At 73.3% G+C, this 24589-nt stretch carries 20 protein-coding genes; 5 read left to right on the top strand and 15 right to left on the bottom strand.

The window, feature by feature from the left end; all coding sequences use genetic code 11:
* Positions 1–132 precede the first annotated feature (132 nt).
* The gene (gene purD / locus ACH4J0_RS09185) at positions 133–1380 is read right to left on the bottom strand and encodes a phosphoribosylamine--glycine ligase (RefSeq protein ID WP_396237839.1); all 1248 of its coding nucleotides are present in this window, start codon (positions 1378–1380) and stop codon (positions 133–135) included.
* 379 nt (positions 1381–1759) lie between these two features.
* On the opposite strand from purD, the gene ACH4J0_RS09190 reads away from it, so the two are divergent.
* Complete coding sequence (locus tag ACH4J0_RS09190; RefSeq protein WP_396237841.1) at positions 1760–2545, top strand: SLATT domain-containing protein; 786 nt, start codon at positions 1760–1762, stop codon at positions 2543–2545.
* Positions 2546–2591: 46 nt separating this feature from the next.
* On the opposite strand, the gene ACH4J0_RS09195 is transcribed toward ACH4J0_RS09190, so the two are convergent.
* The 3 genes from ACH4J0_RS09195 to ACH4J0_RS09205 all read right to left on the bottom strand — a co-directional run bounded on the left by ACH4J0_RS09195 (position 2592) and on the right by ACH4J0_RS09205 (position 5398).
* Entirely contained in the window at positions 2592–3239 is a 648-nt protein-coding gene (locus ACH4J0_RS09195; RefSeq protein ID WP_396237844.1) for a hypothetical protein, read from the bottom strand.
* A gap of 114 nt (positions 3240–3353) precedes the next feature.
* A complete protein-coding gene (locus tag ACH4J0_RS09200; RefSeq protein WP_396237846.1) occupies positions 3354–4397 on the bottom strand; it encodes a GntR family transcriptional regulator in 1044 nt (347 codons plus the stop codon).
* A gap of 203 nt (positions 4398–4600) precedes the next feature.
* Positions 4601–5398, bottom strand: a complete 798-nt coding sequence (locus ACH4J0_RS09205; protein WP_396237848.1) for a carbon-nitrogen family hydrolase — start codon at positions 5396–5398, stop codon at positions 4601–4603.
* 172 nt (positions 5399–5570) lie between these two features.
* Here ACH4J0_RS09205 and ACH4J0_RS09210 point away from each other — a divergent pair, with 172 nt between their 5' ends.
* On the top strand, positions 5571–6392 hold the full coding sequence (locus tag ACH4J0_RS09210; protein ID WP_396237850.1) for a maleylpyruvate isomerase family mycothiol-dependent enzyme: 822 nt from the start codon (positions 5571–5573) through the stop codon (positions 6390–6392).
* A gap of 657 nt (positions 6393–7049) precedes the next feature.
* On the opposite strand, the gene ACH4J0_RS09215 is transcribed toward ACH4J0_RS09210, so the two are convergent.
* From ACH4J0_RS09215 to ACH4J0_RS09225, 3 genes are all read right to left on the bottom strand, one after another.
* On the bottom strand, positions 7050–8408 hold the full coding sequence (locus ACH4J0_RS09215) for a nitrate/nitrite transporter (RefSeq protein ID WP_396237852.1): 1359 nt from the start codon (positions 8406–8408) through the stop codon (positions 7050–7052).
* 60 nt (positions 8409–8468) lie between these two features.
* Complete coding sequence (locus tag ACH4J0_RS09220; protein ID WP_396237854.1) at positions 8469–9701, bottom strand: M64 family metallopeptidase; 1233 nt, start codon at positions 9699–9701, stop codon at positions 8469–8471.
* A 163-nt stretch (positions 9702–9864) separates the two neighbouring features.
* Positions 9865–11097: a benzoate/H(+) symporter BenE family transporter gene (locus tag ACH4J0_RS09225; RefSeq protein ID WP_396237856.1), complete on the bottom strand. Its 1233-nt coding sequence runs from the start codon at positions 11095–11097 to the stop codon at positions 9865–9867.
* 203 nt (positions 11098–11300) lie between these two features.
* Here ACH4J0_RS09225 and ACH4J0_RS09230 point away from each other — a divergent pair, with 203 nt between their 5' ends.
* The gene (locus tag ACH4J0_RS09230; protein WP_396237858.1) at positions 11301–12263 is read left to right on the top strand and encodes a hypothetical protein; all 963 of its coding nucleotides are present in this window, start codon (positions 11301–11303) and stop codon (positions 12261–12263) included.
* Positions 12264–12345: 82 nt separating this feature from the next.
* On the opposite strand, the gene ACH4J0_RS09235 is transcribed toward ACH4J0_RS09230, so the two are convergent.
* Genes ACH4J0_RS09235 through pdhA form a run of 3 tightly spaced genes read right to left on the bottom strand, consistent with a single transcriptional unit; the run spans position 12346 to position 15926 of the window.
* Positions 12346–13782: a dihydrolipoamide acetyltransferase family protein gene (locus tag ACH4J0_RS09235; protein WP_396237860.1), complete on the bottom strand. Its 1437-nt coding sequence runs from the start codon at positions 13780–13782 to the stop codon at positions 12346–12348.
* 15 nt (positions 13783–13797) lie between these two features.
* Positions 13798–14772, bottom strand: coding sequence for an alpha-ketoacid dehydrogenase subunit beta (locus ACH4J0_RS09240; protein WP_396237862.1), 975 nt, complete (start codon positions 14770–14772; stop codon positions 13798–13800).
* Entirely contained in the window at positions 14772–15926 is a 1155-nt protein-coding gene (gene pdhA, locus ACH4J0_RS09245) for a pyruvate dehydrogenase (acetyl-transferring) E1 component subunit alpha (RefSeq protein ID WP_396237864.1), read from the bottom strand. The genes ACH4J0_RS09240 and pdhA overlap by 1 nt, the downstream gene beginning before the upstream one ends.
* A gap of 425 nt (positions 15927–16351) precedes the next feature.
* Between pdhA and ACH4J0_RS09250 the strand changes: the two genes are divergently transcribed.
* On the top strand, positions 16352–17011 hold the full coding sequence (locus tag ACH4J0_RS09250; protein ID WP_396237866.1) for a response regulator: 660 nt from the start codon (positions 16352–16354) through the stop codon (positions 17009–17011).
* A gap of 66 nt (positions 17012–17077) precedes the next feature.
* Positions 17078–18178: a phosphotransferase gene (locus ACH4J0_RS09255; RefSeq protein ID WP_396237868.1), complete on the top strand. Its 1101-nt coding sequence runs from the start codon at positions 17078–17080 to the stop codon at positions 18176–18178.
* A 4-nt stretch (positions 18179–18182) separates the two neighbouring features.
* Here ACH4J0_RS09255 and ACH4J0_RS09260 read toward each other — a convergent pair whose 3' ends face one another.
* From ACH4J0_RS09260 to ACH4J0_RS09280, 5 genes are all read right to left on the bottom strand, one after another.
* A complete protein-coding gene (locus ACH4J0_RS09260) occupies positions 18183–19892 on the bottom strand; it encodes a protein kinase (RefSeq protein WP_396237870.1) in 1710 nt (569 codons plus the stop codon).
* Positions 19893–20004: 112 nt separating this feature from the next.
* Positions 20005–21447, bottom strand: a complete 1443-nt coding sequence (locus tag ACH4J0_RS09265; RefSeq protein ID WP_396237872.1) for a protein kinase — start codon at positions 21445–21447, stop codon at positions 20005–20007.
* A gap of 268 nt (positions 21448–21715) precedes the next feature.
* Positions 21716–22330 carry a bacterial proteasome activator family protein gene (locus tag ACH4J0_RS09270; protein ID WP_396237874.1) on the bottom strand — a complete coding sequence of 205 codons (615 nt, stop codon included), beginning with the start codon at positions 22328–22330 and terminating at the stop codon, positions 21716–21718.
* A gap of 373 nt (positions 22331–22703) precedes the next feature.
* Positions 22704–23465, bottom strand: coding sequence for a hypothetical protein (locus ACH4J0_RS09275; RefSeq protein ID WP_396237876.1), 762 nt, complete (start codon positions 23463–23465; stop codon positions 22704–22706).
* Between the two features lie 117 nt (positions 23466–23582).
* Positions 23583–24560, bottom strand: a complete 978-nt coding sequence (locus ACH4J0_RS09280; RefSeq protein ID WP_396237878.1) for an NAD(P)H-quinone oxidoreductase — start codon at positions 24558–24560, stop codon at positions 23583–23585.
* Positions 24561–24589 lie beyond the last annotated feature (29 nt).

Below are 24589 nucleotides of genomic sequence, written 5' to 3' on the forward strand. Positions count from 1 at the left end.
CGCCTCCGAGGCGTTCCCGACCGGTGCGGCCCGACGCGCCGCACGGATGCGGCGGCTGTACGGATGCGGCCGCCGTACGGACGCGGCCCCCGTGCGAGCGGTTCGCACGGGGGCCGCGGGGGCTTGGGTGCCTCAGGCGGTGGCCGCCTTCAGCGCGATGTCGGTGCGGTGCTGGCCGCCCTTGAGCGAGATCCGCTCCACGGCCGCGTACGCGCGGTCGCGCGCCTCGGCCAGGTCGGCGCCGGTCGCGGTGACCGACAGCACGCGGCCGCCGGCGCTCAGCACCCGGCCGTCCTGGTCCGCCTTCGTCCCGGCGTGCAGCACGTACGCGGTGCCGTCCGCCTCGGCCTCGGCCAGGCCCTCGATCGGGTCGCCGGTCCGCGGCGCGGCCGGGTAGCCCTCGGAGGCGACGACCACGGTGACGGCCGCCCCCTCGTCCCAGCGCAGCGGCTCCAGCTGGTCCAGGGTGCCGGTGGCGGAGGCCAGCAGGACGCCGGCCAGCGGGGTGCGCAGCCGGGCCAGTACGACCTGGGTCTCCGGGTCGCCGAAGCGGGCGTTGAACTCGATCACCCGGGTGCCGCGGGAGGTGAGCGCCAGGCCCGCGTACAACAGGCCGGAGAACTCGGTGCCGCGGCGGCGCAGCTCGTCGACGGTCGGCTGCAGGACGGTGTCCAGGACCTCCCGGACCAGCCCGGCCGGCGCCCACGGCAGCGGGGAGTAGGCGCCCATGCCGCCGGTGTTGGGGCCCTCGTCGCCGTCCAGCGCGCGCTTGAAGTCCTGCGCGGGCTGCAGCGGCAGCACGGTGGTGCCGTCGGTGATCGCGAACAGCGAGACCTCGGGGCCGTCCAGGTACTCCTCGATGACCACGCGCTCGCAGGAGGCGGCGTGCGCCAGCGCGGCCGCGCGGTCGGAGGTGACCACGACGCCCTTGCCGGCCGCCAGGCCGTCGTCCTTGACCACGTACGGGGCGCCGAAGGCGTCCAGCGCCTCGGCGGCCTCCTCCGGGGTGGTGCAGACGTAGGAACGGGCGGTGGGCACGCCGGCGCCGGCCATCACGTCCTTGGCGAAGGCCTTCGAGCCCTCCAGCTGCGCGGCCGCGCCGGAGGGGCCGAAGACCGGGATGCCGGCCGCGCGCACGGCGTCGGCGACGCCGGCCACCAGCGGGGCCTCGGGGCCGACCACGACCAGGTCGGCGCCGAGCTCCGCAGCCAGGTCGGCGACCCGGGCGCCGTCCAGCTGGTCGACCGGGTGGACCGTCGCCACCTGGGCGATCCCGGCGTTGCCCGGGGCACAGTGCAACTCGGTCACGGAGGGATCTTGGGACAGGGAGCGGCACAGGGCGTGTTCGCGGGCGCCGCCGCCGATGACGAGGACCTTCACGCCTGGCAGCGTAGTCGGTGGCCTGTTCCGGCCGCTCTCCGGTCCCGCCCGATCCTCGTCGGATCCTCCAGGAAAAGCGGTCCGTACGCCGACGGCCTCGGCCGATCCTCCAAGATCGGCAGCCCTGGATGCGCGGCGGGTACGCGGGTCAGGACGGCGGGTCACCGGGGCCTCGCTCGGACGGGTGAAATCTCGCCGCCCCCCGCAACCCTCCCACCTCGGGTTCCAGTGGCCGAAAGCGGTAACGATCAGCGGGGAAGCGCCCCCACGGTCAGCCATTTGGCGGTAAGAAGTGCTGTTGGACGACCACCGGCAGACGCCATGTCAGCCGATTCGCCGCCAGAACCCAGCCGTCCGCCCGCCACAGGGAGCCCCACAGGTGAGCCAGCCGGAAATGCAGCCCGAGGAGAGTGCCTGGGGCAAGGAGATCGGTGAGGAGGACCCGCCCACCGCAGTCGTGGCCCGGCGGGCCTCCACCCGCCGCCGGGCCGATCTGAGCGCCCGTCAGTTCCCGCTCGGCGACTGGGGCGAGCCCGCCGAACGGCTGGAGGAGCTCTACCGCTGGTCCGAGGAGCGCGCGGTCGAGGCGATCGAGTGGTACCGCCGGGACCGGGTCTGGAAGCGCCGCTGGGCGCGCCTGCTGCGCTTCGCGGCGGCCGGCTTCGCGGTGGGCGGGGTGACCGCCCCGCTGGTGGGCCTGACCGGGGCCCTCGCCCACGCCGCCGGCTGGGGCTACGTGGGCCTCGCGCTCTCCGCCGCCTGCTACGGCGCCGACCGGGCCTTCGGGCTGACCTCCGGCTGGATGCGGGACGTCTCCACCGCGCAGGCGCTGCAACGCCGGCTGGAGGCCTTCCAGTTCGACTGGGCCTCGGAGTGCGTGCGCGAGGTGCTCGGCCCGACCGAGGGCACCGCGGGCGAGGCCGCCGAACGCTGCCTGGGCGTGCTGCGCAGGTTCTGCGAGGACGTCTCGGACGTGGTCCGCACCGAGACCTCGGAGTGGATGCTCGAGTTCCGCGCGTCGATGACCCAGCTGCCCACCCAGTCCGCGGGGTCGTGGGGCGGTCGCACCGAGCCCGGGGTGGGCGCCCAGGTGCGGGTGCTGCCGCCGCCCGGGACCAGGCCCACCATGCCGCGCCAGCGGCCGCCGGAGGGGCCGCTGCGCTGACTCCGGGCCCGCGCAGGACGGGCACCACGGACCACGGACCACGGCACTACGCGAAAACGATCATCGAGCCCTGGCTGACGCTCCTGGTCGCCGCCGCGTACAGGCCCGACCAGGCGTGCCGCTCCCGGGCGAAGGGGTGCAGGTCGTCGATCGGCGGCCCGAACGGCTGCTCCAGGCCGGTCGGGCCGAGCGGCCGGGTCGGGTCCGGAGGGTTGAGCGGGTCGATGCCCAGCGCCGGTGCCACCGCCTGGAGTTCGCGCAGCAGCCCGTGGCTGGAGCCGAGCGGGCCGCCGGAGGCGAGCAGCACCTCGTCCACCAGCGGGATCTGGAACTCGATCGGCACGTACGCGCCGGCGTGGTCGAAGTGCCAGACCAGGTGGGACTGTTCGGCGCTGCTCTCGAACATCTCCAGCAGCTGCTCGTAGTCACCACCGAGCGAGTCGACCGGGGTGATGTCCAGGCCGGTGAGGCCCAACAGGTAGGCGCGGCGCAGGAAGTGCAGCGAGTCGTAGTCGAAGGCGGCTATCGGCTCGACCGCTCCGCTCAGCCCGGGGACGAACTGGTAGACCGGCACCTCGGGCAGTCCGCGCGAGGTCAGCACCGCGTTGTAGAGCGCGAGGTCGTCCCGGAAGGGGTTGTCGGGGCTGTGGCTCAGCACGTCCACCAACGGGACGAGCCAGAGGTCGCAGGCCATGGCCGGCAGTTCCTCTCCGGACGGCGGGATCGCCCGCGGGGGCGGGGCGACGACGGGGGCGGAGTCGCTACCCGGAGGGCCCGTACGGGGCACCCGGTTCGACGACCGCCCACCCTACCGGCCCGGGGCCGGGTGCGGGTCGGGCCGTCCCGGCGGAGCCTCGGGCGGCTGCTCGGGCAGCCGGCGGCCGAACCGGGTGTGTGGCAGCCAGCGCGGTTGCGGCACCAGGCCGAGGCCCAGACCGAGTTCACGGCCCAGCTCCCGGCCGACCTCGTCGCTCCGCCGGGACCGCCCGGCCCCGGCCCCGCCTGGCTCCGACGCGAACGCGGGCTCGGTCTGCGGTCCGGGCCGGGGCTCGGACCGGCGCTCGGACACCGACCGGGCCGGCGGCGGCTCGACCGGGACGGGCAGCGGCTCCCCGTCGGCCGCCTCGGCGAGCAGCCCGAGCACCGCCACCGACTCCAGCGGCCGTCCGGCCAGCCCGGCCAGCAGCCGGACGGTGAACAGGTTGTACTCGCAGATGATCCGGTGCGCGCCGACCAGGTCGTGGGCCCCGATCGCCTCCACCAGGTCCGGGTGGCGGTCCCAGCAGACCCCGGCCAGGGCGGGCATCGCGCGCAGGTAGGGCGCGGCGAACATCCACGACTGCACCCGCAGCCAGTCCAGGTAGTCCCCGATCCGGCGGTTGCCGAGCAGCGCGGAGACCTCCTGCCAGAACCGGCGGTCGCAGCCCACCATCACGTCCAGGTTGCCGGCCCGGGCGGCCCGCACCGCCGCGTCGGCCCGGCGGCGCAGCGAGGGCAGCCGGGTGAGGTCGGGCAGCGCCCGGCGGGCGGAGAACTGGCGGTAGAAGCTGTCGGTGAGCAGCACCCGCGCCTCGAAGATCTCCAGGAAGTCCTCCCAGCACAGCTCCGGCACGGTGAAGCCTCGGTGGTGCTCGGCCCGCAGCAGCCCCTGCGCGCCGAGGTCGACCAGCGCCTCGCGGGCCGGGGTCGCCGAGACGCCGTACAGCTCGGCGATCTCCTTGACGGTGAAGTTGCGGCCGGCCTCCAGTCGGCCGGCCATCATCTCCTCGCGCAGTGCGCCGGCGATCTGCTCGCGCAGGCTGTTGCGGTGGATGACGGGACGGGGGGTGTCGCCAGCGCCGGTGCCGGACATGCGCGCGACCTCCTCGGGCAGGCCGCCGTGCCGACCCGCGACGGACCGGCCGACCGGCGGCAGGGAACACGACGAGTGCTCATCTTCTCAAACCGCCCCGGAGCGGGTCCGAACCAACCCTCCGGAAGGCCGGTCGGCCGGGTCGTCCCCCGTGGACCGCGCCGGACGGGCCGCGGACCCGGCGGGGATCCGCACGGCACGCCCTAACGCTGGACGGGCGCCGGAATGCCGAGCAGGCGGTCCCGCAGCACCGGGAAGTCCTCGCGCGCCCGGCCCACCTCGGCCGGGTCGAACTCCACGGTCAGCACCTCCTCCTCCGCCCCCGCCTCGGCCAGCACCCGGCCCCACGGGTCCACCACGACGCTGTGCCCGGCCTGCTCGACCCCGGCGTGCGTCCCGGCGGTGTTGCAGGCCAGGACGAAGGCCTGCTCCTCCAGCGCCCGGGCCCGGGCCAGCAGCGTCCAGTGCTCGCGCCGCTTCGCCGGCCAGGCCGCCGGGACCACCAGCAGCTGGGCGCCGGCGTCCAGCAGCGCCCGGAACAGCTCCGGGAAGCGCAGGTCGTAGCAGGTGGCCAGGCCCAGGGTGCCGAACTCGGTGGGTGCCGTGACGATCTCCTGCCCGGCGCCCATCACCACCGCCTCGCCGCTGTCGAAGCCGAAGCGGTGGATCTTGCGGTAGGTGTGCACCAGCTCGCCGTCCGGGGCGAACACCATCGAGGTGTTGTAGATCGGGCCGTCCGGGTCGCGTTCGACGATCGAACCGGCGTGCAGCCAGACTCCGGCGGCCCGGGCGGCCGCCGCCATGGCGTCCGAGGTGGGCCCGTCCAGCCTCTCCGCGCCCTCCGACCAGAGGTCGTGGGCGAAGCCGCCCAGCGGCCACAGCTCCGGCAGCACCACCAGGTCGGCGCCCTGCTGCGCCCGTACCAGCGACGCGGCCCGGGCCCGCCGTTCGGCGGGCGGCTCGGCGTCGGACACCGCGAGTTGGATCAATGAAGCGCGCACAGTACCACCGTCCACGGCAAGAGACCTACGATCGTCACCCGAAAGCGCTGCCCAGCTGTCTCCCGGCAGCGTAACGTGCGGTTAGCGTGTGCGCCCGGAAGCCGGAGATCCCGGCCGACCGCGACGGCCGGGCGCCGAGCGTAGGAAAGCTGACGGAGGGCCGGAGATACCCGTGACGGACAACCAGACCGTGCAGGCTTACACCGAGGCGTGGACGCAGAGCATCGAGTCCATATCGGAGCTGGTCGCCCCCCTCCCCGAAGGCTCCTGGAACCGGGCCACCGAGTGCCCCGGCTGGTCGGTCCGGGACGTCGTCTCGCACGTGATCGCGGTGGAGTCCGAGCTGCTCGGCGACCCGCGCCCGATCCACTCGCTGCCGCGTGACCTTCGCCACGTGACCACCGAGTTCGCCCGCTACATCGAGCTGCCGGTCGACAAGCGCCGCTGCCACACCGCGCTGGAGATGACCAGCGAGCTGGAGTACACGATCATCCGCCGCTCCCGCGCGCTGCGGAACGCCAAGCAGACGCCGGGCGAGCTGGTCCGCTGGCCGGCCGGGCCGCTGGCCGGGGAGATCCCGTACCACGAGCTGCTGCGGATGCGGGCCTTCGACGTCTGGGTGCACGAGCAGGACCTGCGCCGGGCCCTGGACACCCCCGGCAACCTGGGCGCCCCGGGCGCGCTGGTCGCCCGGGACGTGCTGCTGGAGCGGCTGCCCAAGGCCGTCGCCCACACCGCCGGTGCCCCGGCCGGGACGACCCTGGTGCTCGACGTGACCGGCCCGGTGGAGTTCCTGCGCACCGTGCGGGTGGACTCCACCGGCCGCGGCAGCGTGGACGAGTCGATCAGCCTGGCGCCCGACGTCCAGCTCACCATGGACTGGGAGACGTACGTCCGGCTCGCCTGCGGCCGCGGCCGCCCCGGGCCGGTGTCCATCGAGGGGGACAAGGAGCTGGCCGAGCGGGTGCTGGCCAACTTCTCCGTCACCATCTGACGCCGTCTGACATCACCTGACACCCCCAGCGCGCGCCACCCGGCGTACACGCACGACCACACGCCGGGTCGGCACCACTCGTGCATCCATGCGTCAACCTCGCACCGGCCACCTCACCTGTTTGGCCTCGTTGTTCCGGGCAGTCCTGCCATCACTCGGAAGAAGGAGGGGCGTCCCCCATGGACGACGAACAGGAACAGCAGGAACAGATGGTGCTGGTGCGGTCGAGCTTCCCGGTCACCGGGCAGCCGATCCGCGTCGTGATGATCGACGGGGAGCCGTGGTTCGTCAGGCGGACGTGTGCCGGGTGCTGGGACGAGGCAACCCCACCGACACCGTCAAGGTGCCGGACTCTCGCCAGCACCGCATCGTCGACGGTAGGTAACCCTTGTTCGGAACAAGGGTTACCACGTTCCCGCAGGTCAGAAAGCCTATCGGCGAGGCACCCGGCCTGACCGTCCACTCGGACGGTTGCTCGTGGAGATGCACGGCGCTCGGATCCACGGAACCGTGCCACAGATCGCCGAACTGATGCGCGAATACGGCGGCTGACCCACCTCGCGTCCATGCCCCCGCTATGCGTGAGTTGAACTCGGGCATAGCGGGGACAAACCGTCCACCAGATGGAGGGTTCGACGTTTCCGCAGGTCAGAAACGCTACGACTCCAAGGCGACAGTCCTTCGCCGCAGCCGGAGGATCATCAGCGTCCCCACCGCCAGCGGCACGTACTGCCAGCAGAACGCCCAGCGGAAGGCGGTGGCCGAGTAGGCCTCGGCGCCGGCCGGGGAGAGGGCGTCCAGCAGCACCCCGATGCCGAAGAGCGTGATCATCGTGCCGATGAAGCCGCCCATGTTGACGATCCCGGAGGCGGTGCCCAGTCGCTCGGCCGGGTTGCGGGTGCGGGCGTAGTCCAGGCCGACGAGGGAGGCCGGGCCGTTGCTGCCCATGACCAGGATGATGCCGACCAGCAGCCACGTCGGCGGGTGTCCGCCGGGCCAGGCCAGGACCAGGGCCCAGCCGAGGCCGGTGGTGGTGATGACGGTGAGCACGATCGGCATCCGGGCCCGCGCCGAGCGGGAGAGCAGCCGGCCGAAGAGGAAGCCGAAGCTCATGTTGGAGAGCACCAGCAGGGTGAGCAGCCCGCCCGCCTCACTCCGGGACATGCCCTGCGCCTCGACCAGGTAGGGCATGCCCCAGAGCAGGCCGAAGGCGTTGCCGGGGAACTGGGTGGTGAAGTGGACCCACAGCCCCAGCCGGGTGCCCGGCTCCCGCCAGCAGTCCAGGACCTGCCGCCGGACCTTCGGGCGGGCGGGCGGCGGGTCAACGGGCCGTACGGGTCGCACGGCCGCCGGCGCCTCCCTGAGGAACAGCGCGACCAGTGCGAACACCGCGACGCCGAGCAGCGCGATCGCGGTGAAGGTGGGCGTCCAGCCCTCGCTGTGCAGCGCCTGGGCGAGCACCACGGTGGTGACCAGGTTGCCGCCCATCCCGGCCAGACCGGTCAGCTGGGCGACGAACGGGTTCTTCGCCGCCGGGAACCACCGGGCGGCTATCCGCAGCACGCTGATGAAGGTCATCGCGTCGCCGCAGCCGAGCACCGCCCGGGAGGCCAGGGCCGGGGCGAAGGAGGAGCTGAAGGCGAAGGCCAGCTGGCCGGCGCTCAGCAGCAGCGCACCGAGCAGCAGGACCCGGCGCGGTCCGAACCGGTCGACCAGCAGGCCCACCGGGACCTGCATGGCCGCGTAGACCAGCACCTGGAGGATCGAGAAGGTGGACAGCGCGGAGGCGCCGATGCCGAAGCGCGCGGCGGCGTCCAGTCCGGCCACCCCGAGGCTGGTGCGGTGGATGACGGCCAGGACGTAGACACTGACGCCGATGGACCAGGCCAGCCAGGCCGCACGCCCACCGGGCGGCGCGGGGTGGGCGGCGAGGACGGCTGCGGCCGGGGGCTCGGCGGTGGCTCGGGGAGCGGGTACGGACAGGGACGGGGCTGAACGAGCTGGCTCCACGGTCATAGTTCGTCCAGATTAGTCATCCCATGATTGGGCGCCCAGGCCCGGGGGGAGGCTGGCCGCTCAGCCGGTGACCGTCCAGGACACCGACCTGGTCATGTAGCGGTCCCGGAAGGCCTCGTCCCGCACCCAGTCCGTGGTGTCCCGGACGGTCGCGGTGACGGTCGCCGGCCGGCCAGGGGGCAGGTTCAGCTGCGCGGTGTCCAGTGAGCCGCCGTTCACGTCCTGCGGGGTCACCGGCACGCCGTCCACCTTCCAGTCGACCTTCAGCTGCCGGGAGCCGGTCAGCGGCAGCGGCCGGACGTCCAGCCGGGGCCGCCCGGTGACCTCGCCGGGCGGCGGGGAGGGGGTGTCGGTCGGCCGGACCCTGCGGTACAGCTCCTCGATGATCGCCTCGCGGGAGGGCAGGTTGTAGGCACTGCCCAGGGTGCGCATCACCGAGTCGGGGGTGGGCCGGTAGAGGCCGTTGGCGCCGCGGTACGCCCCCACGGTGCCGGCACCGTCCGGGGACGCCGCGCCCAGCCAGCGCCACCACTTGGTCTGCTTCTTCTTCATGTCCTCGGCGTTGAGGGTGGAGAGGTTCGGGTAGTCGGCGTCGTCGGGGGCGCTGTCGTACTCGTCGCCGAGGTCCCCCACGGTGTGCCCGATCTCGTGCTGGATGATCCGCCCGGCGTCCGGACTGCCCCCGGCCAGGGTGGTCACCCCGGTGCCCCCGGCGCCGCCGTACTCGGTCGAGTTGGCCAGCGCGATCAGGTACTGCGGCCCGGCGCCGTCCCCGGCGTAGCGGGCGGTGGCGCCCTCGTCGGCGCAGAGCAGCCGGGCGGTCCCCTCGCACCAGAAGTGCATGCCCAGCGGGGTGGCGGGGTTGTGGCCGCGGCTCTCGGTCTCGGCTATCCCGGAGACCGGGGAGACCACTTCGACCCGCCGTATGTTGAAGAACCCCTGGTAGGTGCGGAACGGCTCGACGTCCATCAGGGCGCGCCAGGTCTTGTCGGCCTGTTTCCGGAACAGCTCCTGTTCGTCCGCGGTGTAGCCGTCGCCGAGGAGGACCAGGGTGATCCGGTTGGCCGGGTCCCCGGTCCGGCGTACGTCGAAGGTCGGGGCGGCCGCGGGTATTCGTTGGTCGGCGCGGAGCGCGGTGCGCGGGGGCGCCGCCCGGTCGAGGGTGGCACCCGGCCCGATCACGCCGAACGGCGAGGGGCCGACCAGCTCCAGGGTGGCCGGGAGTACGGCGGCGGACACCAGTGCGAGGGCGGCCAGACTCCGTACGAGACGGCCAGGGTTGCCAGCAGGCATACGGGTGCGTCCTCGGGGCTCCGGGCACCCGGTGTCGCCCGGGTGGTGGAGCGGAGACGTACCCGGAGCGGCGTGTCGCCCCCACCGGCGGACGAAAAAGTCACCGACCTGGCCGAACGATTAGCATCGTCCCGGTCATACCAACCAATTACGTCGATCAGCATCAGCGTGGGGAGCGCTTCCCCAGGTCCAGCAGCAGGTGGGTGCCCAGCCCGAAGAGCAGTCCCCAGAAGGCCGAGCCGATGCCGAACAGGCTCATCCCCGAAGCGCTCGCCAGGAAGGTCACCACCGCCGCGTCCCGCCCGCGCTCCTCGGCGACCGCAGCCGCCAGGCTGCCCTGCAGCGAGGCCAGCAGCGCGACCCCGGCGATCACCGCGATCAGCTCCTTCGGCAGCCCGGTGAACAGGCTCACCAGCACCCCGCCGAAACTGCCCACCAGTACGTACAGCGCACCCGAGGACATCCCCGCGACGTACCGGCGGCGCGGGTCCGGGTGGGCCTCCGGGCCCGAGCAGATCGCCGCGGTGATCGCCGCCAGGTTCACCCCCGGCGAGCCGAACGGCGCCATCAGCAGCGACACCAGGCCGGTGGAGCCGATCAGCAGCCGGTCGTCGGCCCGGTAGCCGAAGGCCCGCATCACCCCGAGGCCCGGGGCGTTCTGCGAGGCCAGCACGACGATGGTGAGCGGCAGCGCCAGCCCCACCGCCGCGGACCAGGAGAAGGCCGGCGCCGTCAGCACCGGCACGGTCGGCCCGCCCGCGCCCAGGTGCAGCGGCAGCCCGACGGTGAGCGCCGCCAGCACCCCGCCGACCAGCAGCGCGACCGGGACGGCGTACCGGGGCGCGAGCCGCTTGGCCAGCAGGAAGGCGGCGAAGCTGCCCACCACCAGCACCGGCGCGCTGTGCACCGCACCGAAGATCCCGGCGCCGAAGGAGAACAGGATGCCCGCCAGCATCGCGTTCACGATCCCCACCGGCACCGCCGCGATCAGCCGGCCGAACCAGCCGGTCACCCCGAACAGCGTCACCACCACCGCGCTCAACAGGAACGCCCCGACCGCCTCCCGGTACGGGTAGCCGCCCAGGCTGGTCACCAGCAGGGCCGCCCCGGGGGTGGACCAGGCGGTGATCACCGGTGTCCGGGTCCACCAGCTGAGCGCGAAGCCGCTCACCCCGCTGCCGATCGCCACCGCCCATATCCAGGAGGCCGTGTGCGCCGCGTCCAGCCGCCCGGCGGCGGCCGCGGCGAGCACCACCACCAGCGGCCCGGAGAAGGACACCGCGACGCAGACCAGCCCCGCCAGCAGCGCCGGCGCCGACACGTCCCCTCGCAGCGACCGGCGTTCCCCGCCCTCAACCGTCGTCTTCTCCGGTCGGACCATCAGCTCATCCGTCATTCCGGCAGTATCCCGAAGCCCGGCCGAAGACTCCCGAAAAAACTCTTCAACCCACCTGCAACCCCAGGCGGGGATGGGCGTCTATACGGATGAAGGCACGGAGAGCGAGACCGGCGGAGCCGGGGGGCGCTTCCGCTCACGAGGAGCGGAGCCGGTCGTCTTCACCCACACACCGTCAGACCATGACCTTGGGGAGTCACGTCATGCGCACGTCCGTTATCAACCGTTTTGCGAAGAACGACCGCGCCTTCTCCGTCCGCCGCCGCGTCGCCGTCCTCGCCGCCACCACCGTCCTGGCGGGCGGTGTCCAGCTCCACGCGATGAGCGACACCGCCTGGGCCTGCGGCAGCTCCACCGGCACGACCTTCCCCGCCCCGACCATCCCCTCCTCCGCGCACCACGGCTCCTTCTCGGCGGGCTTCCACATGACCCCGGGCGGCCAGACCATCACCCCGGGCGGCGCCAAGGTCGAGGTCGGCGTCGGCGTCGGCAACTTCACCGGCGCCCCGTACGAGAACGTCTCCGCGATGCTCTCGCTGTACAACCCGGCGTCGAGCCACCCGGAGGAGGGCGTCGACCTGCGGACCGCCAATCTCCGGCCCGAGGACTTCACCGTCGAGGTCATGAGCGGCGGTGTCTGGAAGCCGGTCGCCCTCCGCCACAGCTGCGACCCGACCCTCTTCACCGTTGCCTCCCCCGCCACCACCGCCACGCGCCTGGAGGACGGCCGAGCCGCCAACTTCATGTTCCGCGTGGGCCTTTCCGCGAAGGCGCCCAAGGACCTGGCCGAGATCCAGATCGGCGTGGGCGCCCAGGCTCCCGGCTTCCCGGGCGTGGCCGGGGACACCCACACCTACCGCGTGGAGCGGGCCGCCCCGACCAAGCCCGCCCCGACCAAGCCCGCCCCGACCACCTCCAAGGCCGCCAAGCCCGCTCCGGCCGAGCCAGCCGCCGACCGCACCCCCGCCGGGAACGCCCAGGCCGCCGAGGCCCCCGTCGCCACCCCGTCCGCCGCGCCGGCGACCACCGCCCCGGCCGGCACGCCGGAGCTCGCGCACACCGGTGCCGCCGAGACCGACACCTTCCTCGCCACCTCCTCCGCAGCGCTGCTCGCGCTCGGCACCGGCGTCCTGCTCGCCGTCCGCCGCCTCCGCCGTCAGCGCTAGTCGAAGGGACGGTCGGAACGGAAGGGGCCCTGCTCCGCACGGCGGTGCGGAACAGGGCCCCTTCCTCATTGCCACCCGGCGGTCAGCCCCAGGTGATCAGGCGCTTCGGGAACTCCAGCAGGCCGGCGATGTCGGCCAGCACCCTGGAGCCCAACTCCCCGTCCACCAGCCGGTGGTCGAAGGAGAGCGCGAGCGTGGTCACCTGGCGCGGGACCACCTTGCCCTTGTGCACCCACGGCAGCTCCCGGACCGCGCCGAAGGCCAGGATGGCCGCCTCGCCCGGGTTGAGGATCGGGGTGCCGGTGTCGACGCCGAAGACGCCGACGTTGGTGATGGTGACCGTGCCGCCCTGCATGTCGGCCGGCGAGGTCTTGCCCTGGCGCGCGGTCTCGACCAGCTCGCCGAGCGAAGTGGCCAGGCCGGCAAGGGTCTTGGACCCGGCGTCCTTGATGTTCGGGACGATCAGGCCGCGCGGGGTGGCCGCGGCGATGCCGAGGTTCACCTGGCCCTTGACCACGATCTCCTGGGCCGCCTCGTCCCACTGGGCGTTGATCTCCGGGTGCCGCTTGATCGCCACCAGCAGCGCCTTGGCGACCAGCAGCAGCGGGCTGACCCGGACGTCCCGGCCCAGCTCGCCGCTCTCCTTGAGCTTGCGGACGAACTTCATCGTGCGGGTCACGTCGACCTGCACGAACTCGGTGACGTGCGGGGCGGTGAAGGCCGAGGCCACCATCGCCTGCGCGGTCGCCTTGCGGACGCCCTTGATCGGCACCCGAACGTCGCCCGCGCCGGACACCGGCACCGGGGCCACGACGGCCTCGGCCGCCCCGACCACGACCGGCTCGACGGCCGGGGCCGCCGGAGCGGCCTGGGCCGCGGCGTGGGCGTGCAGGTCCTCGCGGGTGATCACGCCGTCCCGGCCGGTCGGGGTGACGGCCCGCAGGTCGATCCCGAGGTCCTTGGCCAGCTTGCGTACCGGCGGCTTGGCCAACGGCCGCTCGCCGAGCGGTACTTCGGCCACCGGGGCGGGCGCCGCCGGGGCCGGAGCCGCCGGGACGACCGGAGCCGCGGGCGCGACCGGGGCCGGCTTCGGTGCGGCGGCCTTCGTCGCGGTGGCGGTGGTCGTCCGCCGGGCCCGGCGCTGCGCGGTGCCGGTGCGCGGGCCGTAGCCGACCAGCACCTCCCGGCGCTCCGGCTCGGTCTCGGCGGCCGGCGCAGCGGCGACGGGCGCGGGCGCGGCGGCCGGAGCGGCCCCCGCCTCCCCGGCCACCGCCACCGAGATGATCACGGTGCCGACGTCGACCGTCGCGCCCTCGGGGAAGAAGAGCTGCTCGACGACCCCGTTGAACGGGATCGGCAGCTCCACCGCCGCCTTGGCGGTCTCCACCTCGCACACGACCTGCCCGTCGGTGACGGTGTCACCGGGCTTGACGTACCAGCTGAGGATCTCGGCCTCGGTGAGGCCCTCGCCCACGTCGGGCATCTTGAACTCGCGGAGCGAGCGAACTTCGGTGGTCATCTACGCTCCCCGGGATCAGTACGCGAGCGCGCGGTCGACGGCGTCGAGCACGCGGTCCAGGTCGGGGAGGAAGGCCTCCTCGACCCGGGACGGCGGGTACGGCGCGTAGTATCCGCCGACCCGCAGGACCGGTGCCTCCAGGTGGTAGAAGCACCGCTCCGTGAGCCGGGCGGCCAGCTCGGCGCCCATGCCCAGGAAGACCGGCGCCTCGTGCACCACGACGGCCCGACCGGTGCGCTTGACCGACTCCTCCAGGGTGGTGAAGTCCACCGGGGAGAGCGAGCGCAGGTCGACGACCTCCAGCCGGCGGCCGTCCTCCTCGGCGGCCGCGGCGGCCTCCAGGCAGACCTTGACCATCGGGCCGTACGCGATCAGCGTCACGTCGGTGCCGGGGCGGACGATCCGGGCGTCGTGCAGCGCCAGGTCGGCGGCGGCACCGACCTCGCCCTTGTCCCAGTAACGCCGCTTGGGCTCCAGGAAGATGACCGGGTCGTCGGACTCGATGGCCTGGCGCAGCATCCAGTGGGCGTCGTGCGCGCTGGACGGGGTGACCACCCGCAGACCGGCGGTGTGCGCGAAGTACGCCTCGTGCGACTCGCTGTGGTGCTCGACCGCGCCGATACCACCCGCGTAGGGGATGCGCACGGTGACCGGCATCTTGACGTGGCCCAGCGCACGGGCGTGCATCTTGGCCAGCTGGGAGACGATCTGGTCGAAGGCGGGGTAGACGAAACCGTCGAACTGGATCTCCACCACCGGGCGGTAGCCGCGCAGCGCGAGGCCGATCGCGGTGCCCATGATGCCGGACTCGGCCAGCGGGCTGTCGATCACCCGGTCCTCGCCGAAGTCCTTCTGCAGGCCGTCGGTGATCCGGAAGACGCCGCCGAGCTTGCCGATGTCCTCACCCATCAGGAGGGTCTTCGGGTCGTTCTCCAGCGACTTGCGCAGCGCCTCGTTGAGCGCCTTGGCGATGCTCAGCTGACCGGCCATCAGTGGTTCTCCCCCGCCTCGAAGGAGGCCGCGTACTCGACGTACTCGGCCCGTTCCTCATCGACCAGCGCGTGCGGCTCGCTGTACACGTGGTCGAAGATCAGCGTCGGGTCCGGATCCGGCATGCTGCGCACGCCCTCGCGCACCCGCAGCCCGAGCTGCTCGCTCTCGGCGTCGACGGCGGCGAAGAACTCCTCGTCCGCCAGGCCCTCCTTCTCCAGGAGGGTGCGCAGCCGCAGGATCGGGTCCTTGGCCTTCCAGGCCTCGGTCTCCTCGGCGAGCCGGTAGCGGGTCGGGTCGTCGGAGGTGGTGTGCGCGCCCATCCGGTAGGTGAAGGCCTCGATCAGCACCGGGCCGTTGCCGCTGCGGGCGTGGTCGAGCGCCCAGCGGGTGACCGCGAGGCAGGCCAGCACGTCGTTGCCGTCGACCCGGACGCCCGGGAAGCCGAAGCCGGAGGCGCGGCGGTACAGCGGGATCCTGGTCTGGGTGGTGGTGGGCTCGGAGATCGCCCACTGGTTGTTCTGGCAGAAGAACACCACCGGGGCGTTGTAGACCGAGGCGAAGGTGAAGGCCTCGTTGACGTCGCCCTGGCTGGAGGCGCCGTCGCCGAAGTACGCGATCACCGCGTCGTCGGCGCCGTCCTTGGTGATGCCCATCGCGTAGCCGGTGGCGTGCAGGGTCTGCGCGCCGATCACGATGGTGTACAGGTGGAAGTTCTTCTCGTTCGGGTCCCAGCCGCCGTGGTTCACGCCGCGGAACATCCCGAGCAGGTTCAGCGGGTCGACGTCGCGGCACCAGGCCACGCCGTGCTCGCGGTAGGTCGGGAAGGCGTAGTCGCCGGTGCGCATGGCCCGGCCGGAGCCGACCTGGGCGGCCTCCTGGCCGAGCAGCGAGGCCCACAGGCCCAGCTCGCCCTGGCGCTGGAGGGCGGTCGCCTCGCCGTCGAACCGGCGCACCAGCACCAGGTCGCGGTAGAGCGAGCGCAGCTCCTCCGGCGTGGTGGTGAGGGGGTAGTCCGGGTGCTCGACCCGCTCGCCTTCCGGCGTGAGCAGCTGTACGAGCTCCGGCTGGGCGTCCGTCCCCGTGGCGCGGAGGGTGTCAGGAACAGCGGGGGCCGCCTTCTTGCGAGCCCTCGCCGTGCTTTTGACGGTCACGTTCACTCCTCGGTCTGTCCGGCCGCCCGGGGTCGCCGGTGACCGGTCCGGTCACCGCCTCGCGGGGCGCGCGTGGGTGTGCGCACCTACTGCGTGGCAGGTGGTGATCCTGTTCCGACGGCGTCCCTCACGAGAACGTTACCCAGCGTCCGCCCTTGGCGCGCTTGCGCTAGGACGTCCTACTTGTTCAGGGCCTACAACCCCGAGGGTGCCGCGCCCGGCTCGCCGTCGGAAGGGTGGGGGTGACGGTCGACGTGACGCAGCTCTCAATTCGAGCGCCTTCAGGACACCAGCGCACGTTATCCGGGCGGAAGCCCGTGCGTAAGGGGGTTCTCGGTATCGGTTTCGGCGACCGTGGCCGGATCACGCTGGAGCGTCGCTGCGGGCGATGGGTCTTGTGTACGGTGATATGGGAGGCTTTGGGCGTGACTGATAACGGACAAATCAGGGTGTTCCTGCTCGATGATCACGAGGTCGTCCGCCGGGGGGTGCACGACCTGCTCTCGGTCGAGGACGACATCGAGGTCGTCGGCGAGGCCGGCACGGCCGCCGAGGCGCTCACCCGGATCCCCGCGGTCCACCCCGACGTGGCGGTGCTCGACGTCCGGCTGCCGGACGGCAACGGGGTCGAGGTCTGCCGGGAGATCCGCTCCCGGCTGCCGGAGATCAAGTGCCTGATGCTGACCTCCTTCTCGGACGACGAGGCGCTGTTCGACTCGATCATGGCGGGCGCCTCCGGCTACGTCCTGAAGGCGATCCGCGGCACCGATCTGATCACCGCCGTCCGGGACGTCGCGGCCGGCCGCTCGCTGCTCGACCCGGTCGCCACCAGCCGGGTGCTCGCCCGCCTGCGCGACGGCGGCGAGAAGGAGGACGAGCGCCTGTCCCAGCTCACCAGGCAGGAACGGCGGATCCTCGATCTGATCGGCGAGGGGATGACCAACCGTCAGATCGGCAACGAGTTGCACCTTGCGGAGAAGACGGTGAAGAACTACGTCTCCAGTCTGCTCGCCAAGATGGGCATGGAGCGGCGCACCCAGGCGGCGGCGTACGTGGCGCGGCACCAGGCCGACCACCAGTACTGACCGGGGCCATGACACAGTCCTGACGGTTTGTCAAGGGCCCCCACCAAGGGGCCATAACCTCTGCACGTGACTTTCAGCCAGACCCTCGCCTGCGCCCCGGCCCGCCCCGACCTCTCCGCCCCGCCGATAGGGACCCTCAGCCCACCCGTCCCGCGCAGCGCACTCGCCGAGGTCCTGGCCCGCTTCCGGGTGGGGCGGCTGCTGACCGCCGAACCGGTCGCCGAAGGCCTGCTCAACCGGGGCTACCGGGTCACCACCGAGGCCGGTGCGTACTTCCTCAAGTGCTACGTCGACGCCGCCACCGCCAACCGCCCGAAGATCCTCGCCCACCACCGCGCCATGACCGACCTGCACGCCCTGGGGCTGCCCGTGGCACCACCGCTGAGCTGCGCCGGACGCGGCGGGACGGTGGCCGGACTGAACGGCCGGCTGTTCGCGCTCTTCCCCTGGGTGGATGGCCGGCACCGGCACGGTACGGAGCTCGAACCGTCGCGGTGCGAGGCGCTCGGCGCGCTGCTCGGCCGGCTGCACGGCGCGCTCGACGACGTCTGCGCCCCCCTCGACCAACCCGCCGGGTACCACAGCGCCGACCCCCTCGACAGCGCCGAACTCGCCCGCGACCTGCGGCGCCGCGCCCGCGAGCACCGCCCGTACGACGACCTCGACGCCCTGGTCGAACAACGGCTCGGCGAACGGCTGGAACTGCTCGCCGAACACGCCCACCGCCGCCCCGACCCGCTCGACACCCCGCCCACCGGCTGGACCCACGGCGACTTCCACGGCCTCAACCTGCTGTACGACGAGGGCCCGGACAGGAATCAGGTCGCCGCCGTGCTCGACTGGGACAAGCTCGGACCGCAGCCGCGCGCCGAGGAGGCCGTCCGCGCCGCCACCCTGCTCTTCAACGACCGGACCACCGGCACCCTGGACCTGGTCCGGGTCCGCCGCTACTCACAGGCCTACCGGGCCTCCGGGGCCGCCACCGCCGAGCACCTCGCCGCCGCCGTCCACCGGGTCTGGTGGGAGCGGCTGAACGACTTCTGGATGCTGCAGTGGCGCTACCAGCGGGCCGACCACCGGGCCGACCCGCTCTATCCCGCCTCGGCGGGCCAGTTGGCGTGGTGGTGCCAGGAGTACGAACAGGTCCTGGACGCCTTCGCCAACTGATCCGTCAGGGGTTGGCGGGCAGCGTGGCCGGCGGCTTGACCGGTGTCTGGGTCGGCCCGGGGTTCGAGGTGGCCGTGCTGCCCCCGGTCGGCACCGAGGTGGGCCCACTGGTCGCCGACGAGCTGGCCGTCGCCGAGTGGGTGGCGGTCGGCGTCGGCGTCGGGGCCTGGGTGTGCTTGCTCGAACTCGGCGACGGCGGCATGTTGTTGCCGCCACCCCCGCCACTCCACCCGTACGACCCGTTGTCGGTCGGCTGCGTCGGCCGCCTGCTGCCGGAGACCGACGACGACGGCGGCTGGGTCGGCTGACCGTTCTGGGTCGGTGTGGTCGGCTCGGTGGTGCTGACCACCGGGGCGGGCGCCGGGGGCGGCGTGTGGTCCACGGTGCCGCCACCGCCGCTGAGCGCGAAGGCGATCCCGGCCCCGGCCGCGACCAGCACGGCGACCCCGCCGGCCACCCAGCCCCATGGCCCGCGCCGACGCCCGCCGTCCTCGACGTGGTCGTCCTGGCCGCCGTACGGGCTGCCGGCCGCCTGGTAGGGCGAGGGGCTGTGCTGGCCACCGGCCGAGTACGGCAGGACCGAAGTCTGGTCGCCCGCGCCGACCGCGCCGAAGGCCTGGGTGGCCGCCGCCTGGTCCGGGCGGAGCACCTGGGTGGCCCCGGTGTCGCCGGGCATCCCGGTCGCGGCGCCGACCCAGCCGGCCCCGGCCGCGCCGTGCATCTCCCGCAGCGCGTGCTGGAGGTGGGCGCGGAACTCGTCGGCGTCCTGGAAGCGGTCGTCCGGGTTCTTGGCGAGCGAGCGCAGCACCAGCGGGTCCAGGCCGACCGGCACCCGGCTGTTGGCCTGCGAGGGCGGCACCGGCGGGTCCTGGACGTGCTGGTAGACCACCGAGAGCGGGGTGTCGCCGGTGAACGGCGGGCGCAGCGTGAGCAGCTCGTAGAGCATGCAGCCGGCCGCGTACAGGTCGGAGCGGTGGTCGACCGGCTTGCCGAGCGCCTGCTCGGGCGACAGGTACTGCGGGGTGCCCATGACCATGCCGGTCTGGGTCATCGTGGTGGCCCCGCCGGTCAGCGCCCTGGCGATGCCGAAGTCCATCACCTTGACCGCGCCGGTGGTGGTGATGCTCACGTTGGCGGGCTTGATGTCGCGGTGCACGATGCCGTTGCGGTGGCTGTAGGCCAGCGCCTCCAGCACCCCGGCGATGATGATCAGCGCCTGGTCGACCGGCGGCGCCTCCTCGTCCACCAGCAGCTCGCGGACGGTCCGGCCCTCGACCAGCTCCATCACGATGTACGGCGTGGACTCGTCCCCGACGTACTCCTCGCCGGTGTCGTAGACCGAGACGATCGCGTGGTGGTTCAGCGCCGCGACGGCGTGTGCCTCGCGGGTGAAGCGCAGCCGGGCGACGTCGTCCTGCGCCAGCTCGCCACGCAGCAGCTTGATCGCGACGGTGCGGCCCAGCCGCACGTCCTCGGCGGCGAACACCTCGGCCATGCCACCGCGGCCGAGCCGGTGGGTCAGCCGGTAACGGCCGTCCCCGACGGTGCCCAGCGGCACTCCGCGCCCCGGCGTCTGCGGTCCGCCGGCCCCACCGAACGGCGGCAGCGCGGAAGTCGCGGCTTCGCTGCCCGGCTCGGGGATCCTCGGCGTGCCGCCGGTCCGTCCGACCGCTCGGACACTCGCCTCGTCGTCCGGCTGCTGCGTCTGTGCCATCGCTCCTCGCCCCGGGCGTTCGCTCGGATCGCGGTGCCCTGTCGCTTACGTATCCCCGAACGCTACCGCTTCCGGCGCGCACCCGTGACACGCGCGGAGCGGCGGGAAACCGTCAGAGCAGACCGTTCCGGTCGGCCTGCGGGCCCGCCACCACGACCGCGGCCGGCCGCTCGGAGTGGAACTTGCCGTTGGTGTTCTTCTCCGCCTTGTTGACCACGATCGCGATGATGATCCCGGCCAGCACCAGCACACCGACGATGATCGCGATCACCACGAAGGCCGTGGAGCAACCGCCGCCGCTGGGCTTCGGCTGCTGGTACGGCGGCCTCGGCTGCGGGGCCGGGGTGTGCATCGGCGGCCGCTGCGCCCCTTGCTGGAGGTACTGCGGCTGCGGCGTGTGCGGGGCCTGCGGACGCGGGGTCTGGTAGGCGGGCGGCGGCGTCCGGTACTGCGGCTGCCCGCCCTGCTGGAGGTACTGCGGGTGCGGGGTCTGCGGGGCCTGCGGGTGCGGGGTCTGGTAGGCGGGCGGCGGCGTCCGGTACTGCGGCTGCCCGCCCTGCTGGAGGTACTGCGGGTGCGGGGTCTGCGGCGCCTGCGGGGCGGCGTGCACCGAGCGCGGGCCCTCGGCGATCACCAGCGGGGTGCTGGCCTGCAGCTGGTGCCCGTTGCCGCCGCCCTTCAGCTCCGCGATCAGCCGCTCCGCCTCGTCCCGCATCGCGGCCGCGCTCTGGAAGCGGTGCGCCGGGTCCTTGCGCAGCGCCTGGGCCACGTAGGCGTCCACGGCCGGGGTGACCGAGCGGTTCAGGCTGGAGGGCGCCGGCGGCTCCTCCTGGACGTGCTTGTAGGCGATGGAGAAGGCCGAGTCGCCGTCGAAGACCAGCTGGCCGGTGAGCATCTCGAAGAGCATCACGCCGACCGAGTACAGGTCGGAGCGGGCGTCGACCGGCTTGCCGAGGGCCTGCTCGGGCGACAGGTACTGCGGGGTGCCGACCACCATGCCGGTCTGGGTCATGGAGGTGACGCCGGATTCCAGCGCCCTGGCGATGCCGAAGTCCATGACCTTGACATTGCCCTTGCGGTCGAACATGACGTTGCCCGGCTTGATGTCGCGGTGCACCAGGCCCATGTCGTGCGAGGCCTCCAGGGCGTTCAGCACGCCGATGGTGACCTTCAGGGCCTCCTCGGTGGGCACCGCGCCGTACTGGGCGACCGCCTCGTTGATCGTCTCGCGCAGGCCGTTGCCGTCGATCAGCTGCATGACGATGTACGGCGTGCTGGAGCCGTCCGGGGCGACGTCCTCGCCGCTGTCGTACACCGTGACGATGTTGGGGTGCTCCAGCCGGGCCACGGCCTGGGCCTCACGGCGGAACCGCTCCTTGAACGAGTCGTCCCGGCCCAGCTCGCTGTGCATGCTCTTCAGCGCGACCTGCCGGTCCAGCACGCTGTCGTACGCGAGGTGCACGGAGGCCATGCCGCCCTCGCCCAGCAGCCGCTGCAGCACATAGCGGCCGTTGCCCAGGGAGAAGCCCTCGACCGCGTTGCCGTGCTCGCTCATGGTCCTCTGCTCCCCCTCGGCGCGGTGGTGCTGCCGCGACCGTGACGTTCGGTCTCGTCCGTACGTGGTGGGCCCGGCCCGCTGGCCCGGCGATCCCCTGCCGCGGCGACTCGACCCGGCCGGCGACAGGGGTCAGGGTATCGGCTTCCGCCGACGGTGATCGGTCCAGGGCCGATCCTGGCCCCGGACCGTCGGCGCCGTTCTGCGGCGGTGCGGTCCGGGGCGGATCGTCGCGGTACGTCCGGCTCCGGCGGCGGGCCCGGCAGGCCTACAGGTACGGGCCGGAACGGATCCCGCGGCCCTGACCCGGGTCCTCCTCGTCCGGCTCGCCGGCGTGCGAACCGGGCGGCAGCGCGCGCCGCATCTGCTCCAGCTGCGCCCGCGCGGCCATCTGCTGGGCGAACAGGGCGGTCTGGATGCCGTGGAAGAGGCCCTCCAGCCAACCCACCAGCTGGGCCTGGGCGATCCGCAGCTCGGCCTCGGTCGGGATGCTGTCCTCGGTGAACGGCAGCGAGAGCCGCTCCAGCTCGGCGACCAGCTCCGGGGCCAGTCCGAGTTCCAGCTCCTTGATCGAACTGGCGTGGATGTCCTTCAGCCGGGCCCGGCTGGCCTCGTCGAGGGGCGCCGCCCGGACTTCCTCCAGCAGCTGCTTGATCATGCTGCCGATGCGCATGACCTTGGCGGGCTGCTCGACCATCTCGGTCACCGGGAGCTCGCGGGGCATGTCCGCCTCGTCGTCCCCCTCCATCGTGGTCCCGGCGAACCCCTGGCCCACGGGCAGGCCGTCCGGTCCGACGACCAGCACCTTCTGGCCGTCCTGCGACTGCCCGCCGGCGGCCCGGAAGGGCTCCTGCGACGAGCGCTCGTTCATCGGATTCGTCATGAACAACATTCTCTCTCACTGGGGTTGGTCGGGTGGAAGCCCCCGTGCGTCCCGCCGTCCTGCGCCACCCGTGACGACGGTACGCCTCCGCTGCCGGCCCGGGAATCCGTACGGATACTCAGTTCCGGACCACCGTGGCGGCCGGCCCGGCGCAGATCCGGCCGCCACACGGCGCGGAACCCGCGCCGGACCCGGGCCGTCCGGCCCCGGAACTCCCACCGAATCTCCACGCGGCACGCCACCCGCGCACCCGCCGGCTGGGCTCAGACCTTCCGCAACCGGTGGCCGGCCGACTCCCCGCCGGCCGACCGCCCCACCACCCCGGCGACGCCGCCCAACAGCCCCACCGCCGTGACGCCACCTCCTCCCCGTCTCAGCCCTTCCGCAGCCGAAGGCCGATCATCCCCAGGCCGCACCCGATCATCCCCAGCCCCACGCCCAGCGGGAGCTGGAGGGTGGAGGGGTCCTGCCAGTGGGCGGGGAGGACGGCCGGGACGGTCCCGACTGCCACGGGCCGGCCGGAGGCTGCCGTGCCGGTGCCCGGGTCGGTGGCGGGTGCCGAGGCGTCCGGGGCGTCCGGGGCGTCCGCATCCGAGTCCGAGTCCGGCTGGTCGCCCGTGACGTCCGGGGCCTGCTCGGGCGGCTGCTCGACGGCCTGGTCCCGAGCCTGCTCCGGCGCCTGGTCCCGAGCCTGCCCCGGTACCTGGCCCACGGCCGTGTCCGGGCGCTCCGGCGCCGAGGCCGGGCGGTGGTGGCGCATCCACAGTTCTGAGAAGTCCGGACGCGAGCGGTCGGGCGCCGCGTACGGCGGCGCCGCGTTGGGCGACGGCCCGGGGCCCCCGGGCGGATCGACCTGTTCGTCGGCACCCGAACCCGGGGATTCCGGCGCCGAGGAATCCGAACCCCAAGGGTCCGAACCCGAGGAATCGGGCACCGAGGGGTCCGCCGCCGGGGCCGAGGCGCTCGGTGACGGCTCCGCCACCGCGGTGGTCACGGCGGCCAGCGGGAGCGTCAGTCCCAGCACGGCCGCCACGAGCAGCGGCCGGGAACGGCGGTTCCGGCGGATACGGCGGATACGGCGGTGGTACGGCGCGGCGGGCAGCGGCCCGAGAACGTCGTGCGGAGTTGCGGCCACGGTCGGAGTCCTTCCGACGGCCGACCGCGCCCGGGGGCGGGTCGGCGGCGGGACAGCTCCGGACCAGCCTCACACAATCCGACGATCACGGCATTTCGGGCCCCTGCGCGGCACCGCTCAGGCCGTCAGCACGACCTTCCCGACCTGCTCCCCCGCCTCCAGCACCCGGTGCCCGTCGGCGGCGTCGGTCAGCGGCAGCACCCGGTCCACGACCGGCTTCACCACCCCGGACTCCACCAGCGGCCACACGTGCTCCCGCACCGCCGCCACGATCGCCGCCTTCTCCGCCAGCGGCCGCCCGCGCAGGTTGGTGGCGATCACCGCGGCCCGCTTGCGCAGCAGCGCGTTGAGGTCGAGCTCGCCCTTAACCCCGCCCTGCAGTCCGATGACCACCAGCCGCCCGTTGACCGCCAGCGCGTCCACGTTCCGCTGCAGGTACTTGGCGCCCATGATGTCCAGGATCACGTCCGCCCCGGCCCCGTCGGTGGCCTCCCGGAGCGCCTCGACGAAGTCCTGCTCGCGGTAGTTGATCGTGATGTCCGCACCCAGCTCGGTGCACCGGGCCAGCTTCTCCGCGCTGCCCGCCGTCACCGCGACCCGCGCGCCGACCGCCTTGGCCAGCTGGATCGCCATCGTGCCGATCCCGCTCGCGCCGCCGTGCAGCAGCACCGTCTCACCCGGCCGCAGGTGGGCCGTGAGGAAGACGTTGGACCACACCGTGCAGGCCACCTCCGGCAGCGCCGCGGCCTGCTCGGGGCTCAGCCCCTTCGGCAGCGGCAGCAGCTGTCCGCTCGGCACCGCGACCCGCTGCGCGTAGCCGCCGCCGGACAGCAGCGCGCACACCTCGTCACCGACCGCCCAGCCGGCCACGCCCGGCCCGAGCGCGACGATCCGCCCGGCGCACTCCAGGCCGGGGTAGGGCGAGGCGCCGGGCGGCGGGTTGTAGGAGCCCTGCCGCTGGAGCAGGTCGGCACGGTTGACGGCGGTGGCCGCCACCTCGACCAGGACCTCGCCCTCGCCGGGCACCGGGTCGGGCACCTCGGCCCACACCAGTGCCTCGGGGCCGCCGGGTACGGGAATCGTCATCGCATGCATGACCCGAACCTACTGCGCCGCACGGCGGT

This window comes from Kitasatospora sp. NPDC017646, assembly GCF_044329365.1.
Classification (GTDB): domain Bacteria; phylum Actinomycetota; class Actinomycetes; order Streptomycetales; family Streptomycetaceae; genus Kitasatospora.

Bases quoted from the DNA above. Each gene is read 5' to 3' on its own strand.
- ACH4J0_RS09240 (WP_396237862.1), bottom strand. From the start codon at position 14,772: ATGGCCGGTCAGCTGAGCATCGCCAAGGCGCTCAACGAGGCGCTGCGC.
- ACH4J0_RS09235 (WP_396237860.1), bottom strand. From the start codon at position 13,782: ATGACCACCGAAGTTCGCTCGCTCCGCGAGTTCAAGATGCCCGACGTG.
- ACH4J0_RS09260 (WP_396237870.1), bottom strand. From the start codon at position 19,892: ATGGCACAGACGCAGCAGCCGGACGACGAGGCGAGTGTCCGAGCGGTC.
- ACH4J0_RS09200 (WP_396237846.1), bottom strand. From the start codon at position 4,397: ATGTCCGGCACCGGCGCTGGCGACACCCCCCGTCCCGTCATCCACCGC.
- ACH4J0_RS09270 (WP_396237874.1), bottom strand. From the start codon at position 22,330: ATGACGAATCCGATGAACGAGCGCTCGTCGCAGGAGCCCTTCCGGGCC.
- ACH4J0_RS09280 (WP_396237878.1), bottom strand. From the start codon at position 24,560: ATGCATGCGATGACGATTCCCGTACCCGGCGGCCCCGAGGCACTGGTG.
- ACH4J0_RS09230 (WP_396237858.1), top strand. From the start codon at position 11,301: ATGCGCACGTCCGTTATCAACCGTTTTGCGAAGAACGACCGCGCCTTC.
- ACH4J0_RS09195 (WP_396237844.1), bottom strand. From the start codon at position 3,239: ATGGCCTGCGACCTCTGGCTCGTCCCGTTGGTGGACGTGCTGAGCCAC.
- ACH4J0_RS09265 (WP_396237872.1), bottom strand. From the start codon at position 21,447: ATGAGCGAGCACGGCAACGCGGTCGAGGGCTTCTCCCTGGGCAACGGC.
- ACH4J0_RS09220 (WP_396237854.1), bottom strand. From the start codon at position 9,701: ATGCCTGCTGGCAACCCTGGCCGTCTCGTACGGAGTCTGGCCGCCCTC.
- ACH4J0_RS09215 (WP_396237852.1), bottom strand. From the start codon at position 8,408: ATGACCGTGGAGCCAGCTCGTTCAGCCCCGTCCCTGTCCGTACCCGCT.
- ACH4J0_RS09225 (WP_396237856.1), bottom strand. From the start codon at position 11,097: ATGACGGATGAGCTGATGGTCCGACCGGAGAAGACGACGGTTGAGGGC.